The sequence below is a fragment of the Pseudomonas reidholzensis genome, from assembly GCF_900536025.1.
Taxonomy (GTDB): domain Bacteria; phylum Pseudomonadota; class Gammaproteobacteria; order Pseudomonadales; family Pseudomonadaceae; genus Aquipseudomonas; species Aquipseudomonas reidholzensis.
The window spans coordinates 19,628-29,646 of the sequence record NZ_UNOZ01000024.1; the positions used below are offsets into that span (position 1 = coordinate 19,628).

General features: G+C 65.8%; 10 protein-coding genes. 7 read left to right on the forward strand and 3 right to left on the reverse strand.

Annotation, left to right across the window (positions count from 1 at the left end; all coding sequences use genetic code 11):
- Positions 1-83: 83 nt before the first annotated feature.
- Genes CCOS865_RS16685 through CCOS865_RS16710 form a run of 6 tightly spaced genes read left to right on the forward strand, consistent with a single transcriptional unit; the run spans position 84 to position 6,153 of the window.
- The gene (locus CCOS865_RS16685; RefSeq protein ID WP_119142787.1) at positions 84-3,014 is read left to right on the forward strand and encodes a monovalent cation/H+ antiporter subunit A; all 2,931 of its coding nucleotides are present in this window, start codon (positions 84-86) and stop codon (positions 3,012-3,014) included.
- Positions 3,014-3,358, forward strand: a complete 345-nt coding sequence (locus CCOS865_RS16690; RefSeq protein ID WP_003250128.1) for a Na+/H+ antiporter subunit C — start codon at positions 3,014-3,016, stop codon at positions 3,356-3,358. The genes CCOS865_RS16685 and CCOS865_RS16690 overlap by 1 nt, the downstream gene beginning before the upstream one ends.
- Complete coding sequence (locus tag CCOS865_RS16695) at positions 3,355-5,031, forward strand: monovalent cation/H+ antiporter subunit D (RefSeq protein WP_119142789.1); 1,677 nt, start codon at positions 3,355-3,357, stop codon at positions 5,029-5,031. Before CCOS865_RS16690 ends, CCOS865_RS16695 begins: the two co-directional genes overlap by 4 nt.
- Positions 5,028-5,516, forward strand: coding sequence for a Na+/H+ antiporter subunit E (locus tag CCOS865_RS16700; protein ID WP_119142791.1), 489 nt, complete (start codon positions 5,028-5,030; stop codon positions 5,514-5,516). Before CCOS865_RS16695 ends, CCOS865_RS16700 begins: the two co-directional genes overlap by 4 nt.
- Positions 5,513-5,791 carry a K+/H+ antiporter subunit F gene (locus CCOS865_RS16705; RefSeq protein WP_119142793.1) on the forward strand — a complete coding sequence of 93 codons (279 nt, stop codon included), beginning with the start codon at positions 5,513-5,515 and terminating at the stop codon, positions 5,789-5,791. Before CCOS865_RS16700 ends, CCOS865_RS16705 begins: the two co-directional genes overlap by 4 nt.
- Positions 5,788-6,153, forward strand: a complete 366-nt coding sequence (locus CCOS865_RS16710; protein WP_119142795.1) for a Na+/H+ antiporter subunit G — start codon at positions 5,788-5,790, stop codon at positions 6,151-6,153. The genes CCOS865_RS16705 and CCOS865_RS16710 overlap by 4 nt, the downstream gene beginning before the upstream one ends.
- Positions 6,154-6,188: 35 nt before the next feature.
- Here CCOS865_RS16710 and CCOS865_RS16715 read toward each other — a convergent pair whose 3' ends face one another.
- Entirely contained in the window at positions 6,189-6,659 is a 471-nt protein-coding gene (locus CCOS865_RS16715; RefSeq protein ID WP_119142797.1) for a hypothetical protein, read from the reverse strand.
- 308 nt (positions 6,660-6,967) lie between these two features.
- Between CCOS865_RS16715 and CCOS865_RS16720 the strand changes: the two genes are divergently transcribed.
- A complete protein-coding gene (locus CCOS865_RS16720) occupies positions 6,968-7,165 on the forward strand; it encodes a hypothetical protein (protein ID WP_119142799.1) in 198 nt (65 codons plus the stop codon).
- Between the two features lie 17 nt (positions 7,166-7,182).
- Here the strand turns inward: CCOS865_RS16720 and CCOS865_RS16725 are convergent, their stop codons facing one another.
- Positions 7,183-7,377, reverse strand: coding sequence for a hypothetical protein (locus CCOS865_RS16725; RefSeq protein ID WP_119142800.1), 195 nt, complete (start codon positions 7,375-7,377; stop codon positions 7,183-7,185).
- 116 nt (positions 7,378-7,493) lie between these two features.
- Positions 7,494-9,104, reverse strand: a complete 1,611-nt coding sequence (locus CCOS865_RS16730; RefSeq protein WP_425272961.1) for a methyl-accepting chemotaxis protein — start codon at positions 9,102-9,104, stop codon at positions 7,494-7,496.
- Positions 9,105-10,019: the final 915 nt, after the last annotated feature.

The following is a 10,019-nucleotide window of genomic DNA, read 5'->3' on the forward strand; positions in this document are numbered from 1 at the left end:
TAGGATTCTGCGACAGCTTGCGTGTTGGTGATCACCTGTCCGACACGTATCATCCTTGCCAAACTCCTCCAGATTAGGTCGCTATGTCTTTGATAGTGCTATTGCTTCTGCCCTTCCTGGGCAGTTGCCTGGCGGCCGTCCTGCCGCACAACGCGCGTAACGCCGAGTCCATCCTCGCCGGGCTCGTGGCCTTGGTCGGCACCGTCCAGGTGGCACTGATGTACCCGCAGATCGCCAATGGCGGGGTGATTCGCGAGGAATTCCTCTGGCTGCCCAGCCTCGGCTTGAACCTGGTCCTGCGCATGGACGGCTTCGCCTGGCTGTTCTCGCTGCTGGTCCTGGGCATCGGCACCCTGGTGTCGTTGTACGCCCGCTACTACATGTCCCCGCAAGACCCGGTACCGCGCTTCTTTGCCTTCTTCCTGGCGTTCATGGGGGCGATGCTCGGCCTGGTGATCTCCGGCAACCTGATCCAGCTGGTGTTCTTCTGGGAGCTGACCAGCCTCTTCTCGTTCCTGTTGATCGGCTACTGGCACCACCGCGCCGATGCCCGCCGCGGCGCCTACATGGCGCTGATGGTCACCGGTGCCGGCGGCCTGTGCCTGCTGGTCGGTGCCCTGCTGCTCGGCCACGTGGTCGGCAGCTATGACCTGGACAAGGTCCTGGCTTCTGGCGAGGCGGTGCGCCAGCACGCGCTGTATCCGGTGCTGCTGCCGCTGATCCTGATCGGCGCGCTGAGCAAGAGCGCGCAGTTCCCGTTCCAGTTCTGGCTGCCGCACGCCATGGCGGCGCCGACGCCGGTCTCGGCGTATCTGCACTCGGCGACCATGGTCAAGGCCGGGGTGTTTCTCATGGCCCGACTGTGGCCGACCTTGGCCGGCAGCGAAGAGTGGTTCTGGATCGTCGGCGGTGCCGGGGCCATCACCCTGCTGCTGGGCGCCTTTGCCGCGATGTTCCAGAACGACCTGAAAGGCTTGCTGGCCTACTCGACCATCAGCCACCTGGGCCTGATCACCCTGCTGCTGGGCCTCAACAGCCCGCTGGCGGCCGTCGCCGCGGTGTTCCATATCCTCAACCACGCGACGTTCAAGGCATCGCTGTTCATGGCCGCCGGGATCATCGACCACGAGAGTGGCACCCGTGACATCCGCCGCCTCAGCGGGCTGATCAAGCTGGTGCCGTACACCGCCACGCTGGCCATGGTCGCCAGCGCCTCGATGGCCGGGGTACCGCTGATGAACGGCTTCCTGTCCAAGGAGATGTTCTTCGCCGAAACCGTGTTCATCAGCTCCACCGCCTGGGTCGAAGCGGCCCTGCCGGTGATTGCCACCCTGGCCGGCACCTTCAGCGTGGCCTATGCCCTGCGCTTTACCGTCGACGTGTTCTTCGGCCCCACCGCCCAGGACCTGCCGCACACCCCGCACGAGCCGCCACGCTGGATGCGCGCACCGGTCGAACTGCTGGTACTGACCTGCCTGGTGGTCGGCATCTTCCCTGCCCAGTCGGTCGGCCCGCTGCTGGCCGCTGCCGCCCTGCCGGTGGTCGGCGGCACCCTGCCCGAGTACAGCCTGGCGATCTGGCATGGCTGGAACGCACCGTTGATCATGAGCCTGGTGGCGATGTGCGGCGGCGTGGTGCTCTACCTGCTGCTGCGCAAGCAACTGCGCCTGGGCCGCTTCCCCTACCCGCCGCTGATCGAGCGCTTCAATGGCAAGCGCCTGTTCGAGCACGGCCTGGTGCGCTTGATGCTGCTGGCCCGGCATGTCGAAGGCGCGCTGACCACCAAACGCCTGCAGAAGCAGCTGTTCATGCTGGTGCTGGCGGCCTTTGTCGCCGGCCTCACACCGTTGCTGTACAGCGGCCTGAGTTGGGGCGATCGACCGAAGATCCCGGGCTCCGGGGTGTTCGTCGCGCTCTGGCTGATCGCCATCGCCTGCGCCATCGGCGCCGCCTGGCAGGCCAAGTATCACCGGCTGGCGGCACTGATCATGGTCAGCGTCTGCGGCCTGATGACCTGCATCACCTTTGTCTGGTTCTCGGCGCCCGACCTGGCACTGACCCAGCTGGCCGTCGAGGTGGTCACCACGGTGTTGATCCTGCTGGGCCTGCGCTGGCTGCCACGGCGGATCGAAGGCGTTTCGCCATTGCCCGGCAGCCTGGAGCGCGCTCGCCTGCGGCGTCTGCGCGACCTGCTGCTGGCCGCGCTGGTCGGCGGCGGCATGGCGCTGCTGTCGTACGCCATGCTGACCCGCCCTACGCCCAACGACATCTCCTCGTTCTACCTGAGCCGGGCACTGCCGCAAGGCGGCGGGACCAATGTGGTCAATGTGATGCTGGTGGACTTCCGCGGCTTCGACACCCTGGGCGAAGTCACCGTGCTGGTGGCCGTGGCCCTGACCGTGTTCGCCCTGCTGCGCCGCTTCCGCCCACCGAAAGAAAGCATGCAGTTGCCCGCCCAGCAACGCCAACTGGCACCGGACGTGGTCACCGACCTGATCAACCCGCGGCATGCCACCGACACCGCCCTGGGCTTCATGATGGTCCCGGCTGTGCTGGTGCGCCTGCTGCTGCCGATCGCCCTGCTGGTCTCGATGTACCTGTTCATGCGCGGGCACAACCAGCCGGGCGGCGGGTTCGTCGCCGGGCTGGTGATGTCGGTGGCGTTCATCCTCCAGTACATGGTCGCCGGCACCCAGTGGGTCGAGGCGCAGATGAGCCTGCGGCCGCTGCGCTGGATGGGCACCGGCCTGCTCTGCGCGACCCTGACCGGAGCCGGGGCGTTGCTGCTTGGCTATCCGTTCCTGACCACCCACACCGCCCACCTGCACCTGCCGCTGCTGGGTGATGTGCACGTGGCCAGCGCGCTGTTCTTCGACATCGGCGTGTACACCGTGGTGGTCGGCTCGACCTTGCTGATCCTCACGGCCCTGGCGCACCAGTCGGTGCGTGCCTATCGCCCGAATGCGCCACAGCGCACCAGCCCGTCGAAAACCCGCCAAGCAGGAGCCGCCTGATGGAAGAAGTCATTGCAGTCGCCATCGGCGTCCTGGCCGCCTCCGGGGTGTGGTTGATACTGCGCCCCCGGACCTACCAGGTGATCATGGGCCTGTGCCTGCTGTCCTACGGCGTCAACCTGTTCATCTTCAGCATGGGCAGCCTGTTCATCGGCAAGGAGCCAATCATCAAGGACGGCGTCACTCAAGACCTGCTGCACTACACCGACCCGCTGCCGCAGGCGCTGGTCCTTACCGCGATCGTCATCAGCTTTGCCATGACCGCACTGTTCCTGGTGGTGCTGCTGGCCTCGCGCGGCCTGACCGGTACCGACCACGTCGATGGCCGGGAGCGTGACGAATGAGCTGGCTCAATCAACTGATCATCGCGCCGATCCTGCTGCCACTGGTGACCGCGTCGGTGATGCTGCTGCTGGGCGAAAAGCGTCGGCGCCTGAAGGGCCAGCTCAACCTGCTGTCGAGCATCGCCGGCCTGGCGATCGCCGTGACCCTGCTGTCCTGGGTACGCACCCAGGGCCAGGCCGAGTCCATTGGCGTCTACCTGCCCGGCAACTGGCCAGCGCCGTTTGGCATCGTGCTGGTGGTGGATCACCTGTCGGCCCTGATGCTGACCCTCACCGGCATTGTCGGCGTCTGTGCGCTGTTGTTCGCCCGGGCCCGCTGGGACGGTGCCGGGGCGAGCTTCCATGCGCTGTTCCAGATCCAGCTGATGGGCCTGTACGGGGCCTTCCTGACCGCCGACCTGTTCAACCTGTTCGTGTTCTTCGAGGTGCTCCTGGCGGCCTCCTACGGGCTGCTGCTGCACGGCTCGGGGCGCGCCCGGGTCAAGGCCGGGCTGCATTACATCGCAATCAACCTGTTCGCCTCGTCGCTGTTCCTGGTGGGCGCGGCCATGCTCTACGGCGTGACCGGCACGCTGAACATGGCCGACCTGGCCCTGAAGATCCCGCTGGTGCCCGAGGCCGACCGCGGCCTGCTGCACGCCGGGGCGGCGATCCTGGCGATGGCCTTCCTGGCCAAGGCCGGCATCTGGCCGCTGAACTTCTGGCTGGTGCCGGCCTATGCCTCGGCCAGTGCGCCGGTGGCGGCGCTGTTCGCGATCATGACCAAGGTGGGCCTGTACGCCGTGCTGCGCCTGTGGACGCTGCTGTTTTCCGGCCAGGCCGGGGCGTCGGCGCACTTCGGGGGTGAGTGGCTGGTGTACGGCGGGCTGGCGACCCTGGCAGTGGCGGCGGTGTCCATTCTCGCCGCCCAGCGCCTGGAGCGCATGGCGGCGCTGAGCATCCTGGTCTCGGCCGGCACGCTGATGGCCGCCGTCGGCTTTGGTCAGCCGATCCTCACCGGCAGCGCGCTGTTCTACCTGGTCAGCTCGACCCTGGCGCTGTGTGCGCTGTTCCTGTTGGCCGAACTGATCGAGCGTTCGCGCTCGGCCAACGAAGCCCCGCTGGATGACGACGAGGGCATGCCCTCGCCGCTGGAGACGCTGCACCCGCCCAAAGGCATCAACCTCGACGACGAGCAAAAGGCCGTGATCGGCCAGATCATCCCCTGGACCATGGCCTTCCTCGGCCTGAGCTTCATTGCCTGTGCCCTGCTGATCATCGGCATGCCGCCGCTGTCGGGGTTCATCGGCAAGCTCAGCCTGATCAGCGCATTGTTCAACCCGCTGGGCCTGGGCAATGCCCCGGAGCAACCGCTGTCGGCCGCGGGCTGGGGCCTGGTGACGCTGCTGGTGCTGTCGGGCATGGCCTCGCTGATCGCCTTTGGCCGGGTCGGTATCCAGCGTTTCTGGAAGCCGGAAGAACGCCCGTCACCACTGCTGCGGCGCTACGAATGCCTGCCGATCGTGATCCTGCTGGGCTTGTGCCTGATCCTCAGCGTGCAGGCCGAACCCCTGCTGCGCTACACCCAGGACACCGCCGCCAGCTTGCAGGCGCCCGAGGCCTACATCGAAGCGGTGATGGGTACCCGACCGGTGCCCGGCCCGACCACCTTTGACGTGCAGGTGCAGCCATGAGCCGACTCTTCCCCGCCCCGCTGCTGTCGCTGGCACTGTTTGCCCTGTGGCTGCTGCTGAACCTGTCGCTGAGCCCGGGCAACCTGCTGCTGGCCGCCTTGCTGGGCATCCTCGCGCCGATCCTGATGGCGCCCTTGCGCCCCCAGCACGCGCGCGTGGGGCGGCCCTGGGTGATCGCCAAGCTGATTGCCCGGGTCGGCCTGGACGTGATCGTCTCCAACCTGCAGGTGGCGCGTAGCGTGCTGCAGGCCGGACGGCGCCCGCCGCAGTCGGCGTTCGTGCACATCCCGCTGGCCCTGCGCGACGCGCATGGCCTGGCCGCCCTGTCGATGATCACCACGGTGGTCCCCGGCACGGTCTGGTCGGAGCTGGCGCTGGACCGCAGCGTACTGCTGCTGCATGTGTTCGACCTGCACGACGAAGCGCTGTTCATCGAGCACTTCAAGGACACCTACGAACGCCCGCTGATGGAGATCTTCGAATGACTGGCCTGCTTGCCAACGCCATTCTCGCCAGCCTGTTCATCTTTACCCTCGCCATGGCCCTGGCGCTGGTCAGGCTGTTTCGCGGCCCCTCCGCCCAGGACCGAGTCCTGGCGCTGGACTACCTGTACATCCTGGCCATGTTGATGATGTTGGTGCTGGGCATCCGTTATGCCAGTGACACCTATTTCGAGGGTGCCCTGCTGATCGCCCTGTTCGGCTTTGTCGGCTCCTTCGCCTTGGCCAAGTTCCTGTTGCGCGGTGAGGTGATCGAATGAGCGAAACGCTGGTACTGCCCTTCTGGCTTGAGCTGACCACCGCCGCCCTGCTGCTGCTGGCGAGCGTGTTCGCGCTGATCGGCGCCATCGGCCTGGTACGCCTGAAAAACTACTTCCAGCGCATGCACCCGCCCGCGCTGGCGTCGACCCTTGGCGCCTGGTGCGTCAGCCTGGCGTCGATCCTGTACTTTTCCTGGCTCAAGCAGGGGCCGATCCTGCATGCCTGGCTGATACCAATCCTGCTGTCGATCACCGTGCCGGTGACGACCCTGCTGTTGGCCCGGGCCGCGCTGTTTCGCAAGCGCGCCGCCGGCGACAAGGTGCCCGAAGAGGTCAGCAGTGGGGGTGATCGCGGCAACTGAGTGACCGCCCGCGCGAGGCGGGCGGTATTCAGGCGTTACTCACTGGCCTTGAACGTGGTCAGTTCGCCCTTGCGCCATTTGGCCACCTTGCCGGTCACCGCCTTGAGCAACTTGCCCAGGCCTTCCTGTACTTGCTGCTGGGCGGCGAACACCAGCATCACGCCCTGGCCATTGCGGAACACGATCCCCTCGCCTTCGGGCACCGCGACAAAGGCGTAGTCGCCCATGCCGTAGACATTCAACTTGATCTCGCGAAAGCGCAGTTCAAGCTTGCCCCCTTCGCGGCTCGGCAATACCGCCGCGCGAAAGTGATCGCCTACCTTGAGTTCCAGGCGCTGTTTATCATCGACCACCAACGAACTGTCGGTGTCGATTTCGGCCATGTACAGGCCTTCAGGGCTTTGCTCGGTGACATAGACGAAGCGTCCATGAAACAGCTGGGCCAACTTGCCGCGCAGATCGCCCAGGGCAAACAACGCGTGAGTATCCAGAGTACTGACTGCCAATGAAGAGTTCCTCAAACCGGTTACAGGCGCCCACAGCCGCTGTGCGGAGGGCGCGGTCATTTCAAGTGGATGTCTGAAAAGACTCAATAAAGTAGTGCACGAACGGCCTTGTGCCAGCTGGCGATGCGGCGGGCGGGAATGTTCAAACCCAGCGTGCCAGCCAACTGCGCAAAACACAATTCGGCAGTTTTCCCACTCGGGAAGCGTAATTTCTGACATCAGGAATGTCAGTAAAGATGCAATAGATAGCAACAGGCCCCTGGCATGTCGGGCCCTTGGTATTTCATCAGCGCGTTACAGAGGGAAATATGCACGAAAACACTGAAATCCGTCGAGTGCCGCAGAGCATTTCTTGCATCAATAAAGGCAACATCAGCCCACGTTACGTCGTGGTACCCGCGGGCATTGCGTTTTTTCACGTCACCGACAGCGCCACGGGCCGGGTCAAAGGCTTCAGGCGCCAGCTGCAGGACGCCTGCGCGCTGGCTCGGCAACTGGAACGTTAGCCCTCAGGCGTGTCGCTTCACGCTGCCTGCGCCTTGGCCAACTGCGCCACCCAGGCCGCCTGGCACTCAACCGCTTCGCCACGGCTCGCAAAGGCCGTACCGCGCCGCTCACCGTTGACCAGCACCACCCAACAGACTTTTCTACCCAGGGCCTGCAGGGTAGCAGGCACGCCGGAACCAATCATCACCGCCACATCGACTTGGCTATTCATCATCCCCTCCGGAATTTAATTAGCACCCTAACGATATGACCATGATACGCGGCGCGCCCGCTCGAAACCAGCGCGCAACGGTACAGCTGTGTTGCACCACGAGCAATAAATGCCAGTCAGTCCAGGCCGGGTTCGGGGCGGTAGCCCAGGCGCAGGCCACCCCAATGTCGGCCCTGCACGTAGACCGGCACCGACAGGTCATGCATCAGTTCGCCGGTGTCGCGGGTGTAGGTCTGCAACAGCAGGCGCTGCTGGTGGTTGCCACACCGCACCCCGGTGCGGTCATCGAACTTGCGCTTGCTGCGGTTGTGCGCGGTGTCGTGTGCCGGGTCGCCGGTCAGCGGCAGGTTGAACGCGGCGTTGTGGGTCGGCACATAACCGTGCTCGGTACAGGCGATGGCATAGACCATGCCTTCGTGCCGGGTCAGCAACGGCTCCTGGATCTGCGCCAGCACGGTGTCGGTGTACTGGTCGAAGCGGGTATGAAAGCGCGGCGGCTGCATGCCGGCAATCGGCTGGTAGCGGCGGTCGAACAACGCTTCGAGGCTGATCACGCCGCGCGCGACATCCTCCTCGAAGCGCTGGCCGATGGCGCGTGCGCCATCCTCGGCGAGGTCGAAGATGCGCTGGTGGTAGTCGTCCAGGCCGACTTCGGCCAGGCGCTCGCTGAGGCCCTCGGCCTGGCGCTCCATGTGCACCGCGGCCTCGGCCAGGCGACGGGTCTGCTGGTCGCTGAGCTGAAGGTCGCTGCGCACCTGGCCGACGGCCTCGAACAGGTTGTCCAGCTGCGCCTGGTTAACCTGCGTGCCCTCGGCGATCTCGCCCACCTGACGCTCGACGCTGGCCGCCAGCTGGGCGATGCGGGTCAACTGCTCGCCGGTTTCCTCGACCTGGCCCAACCCGCCGCTGAGGTCGCTGGCCAGGCTGCGGATCTGCTCGACCACCTGGGCGGTGCGCGCCTGAATGTCGGCGACCATCTGGCCGACCTCTTGGGTGGCCGCCGCGGTACGCCCGGCCAAGCCGCGCACTTCATCGGCGACCACGGCAAAGCCACGGCCATGCTCGCCGGCGCGGGCGGCCTCGATGGCCGCGTTCAGCGCCAGCAGGTTGGTCTGGCTGGCGATGGACTGGATCACCAGGGTGACCCGGGCGATGTCTTCGCTGCGCTGGTGCAGGGCCTCGATCAGTTCGCGGCTGGCGGTGGCCCGGGTACTCAGCTGGTGCATGTGCTGGATGGATTCGGCCAGCACCTCGCGACCCTCGGCGCTGCTGGCGTGGGCTGAGCGCGCCGCTTGCAGGGCCTGCTGGCTGAGCTGGGCGGTGGCCTGCTCGGTGTCGATCATGATCTGCGCGCTGCCGACGATCTGCTCGGCGGCGCCCAGCTGGGATTGCAGCCGGCTGGCGAGCTGCTGGACCGAAAAGGCCATGGCGGCAGCCGACAGTGCGTTGTGGGAGGTGTTGCGGGCCAGGGTCTGGGTCAGGTCGCTGCTGGCGCGCTGGGCGTGCTCGGGCGGCTCGGCAGCCGGCGGCGTGCGCCGCAGGTGGGGCAGCCAGAGCGCCAGCAAGGCCAGCGGCAGCGCGAGGTAGAACGCCAGGCTGGCGAAGGCCATGGCGGCCAGGATGGCAGCCAGGGCCACGCCCTGTAGCAGGGCAAGCGGTCGGCCAGTGGCTGGGCGCAGGGGTTGCGGGGCGGGCAGAGATCCTTCTCGCATCATCTTCGGGTCCATCCGTGTGTCGTTATTATGACGCTATTAAACGCCACTATTACGCCATTATCCATGACTGCGGGTGGGCAGTGGACGGGATGTTGATGCAAGGCAAGGATGGGGTAGGTAGGGGATCGGATCGCCGCTGCGCGGCCAGGCGCCTGCTTAAGGCAGCGTAAAAAGGTGATTCTTCACGGATTATTGGGATAGTTGCCGGTGGTGGCGCGTGTCGATTAGCGAGCTTATCCGTTCGCTGTGGTGCGGCCACTGGCCCCTTCCGCTTTTACAGCGGGTCACTTTTTTTCTTGGAAAAAAGTAACCAAAAACCGCTGGCTCCCACATACGGCCCTCCGCTGCGCTGCGGGCTCCCTCACTCCGGCCTTGCTCCCGCGAGGACCGCGCCGGACGGGCCTTCCTGGCCCGCGGCGCTTGCCGGTCATCCATGGCCGTCACCTCGCTCCGCAAGACCTCCGTTCGGCCTCCTGAGGTCGCCAAGTTACGGGTGGCGCCTGGGCGGGCGTTATCTTCGACAGTGGCATGGGTGGTGGATATTCGGGCCCTTTCGCGGGGCAAGCCCGCTCCCACAGGATAGCGTCGCTCTTTCGGTCAGCGGAGATCCTGTGGGAGCGGGCTTGCCCCGCGAAGAGGCCGGGACTGCCAATGCACATTCTGGCGCTGACGCGCTGTACCGCCCTTATAAACAAGCGAGAGCGAAGCGATTCGCCAGCCGTTGCCCTGGCCCTTGATCTGGCCGTTGATCTTGATCTAGCTTGTGATCTTGATCTACTGCGACTTCAGGAGGCCGAACGGAGGTCTTGCGGAGCGAGGTGACGGCCAGGAAGGCCGGCAAGGGCTGCGGGCCAGGAAGGCCCGTACAGCCCGGTCCTCGCGGGAGCAAGGCCGGAGTGAGGGAACCCGCAGCGCAGCGAAGGGCCG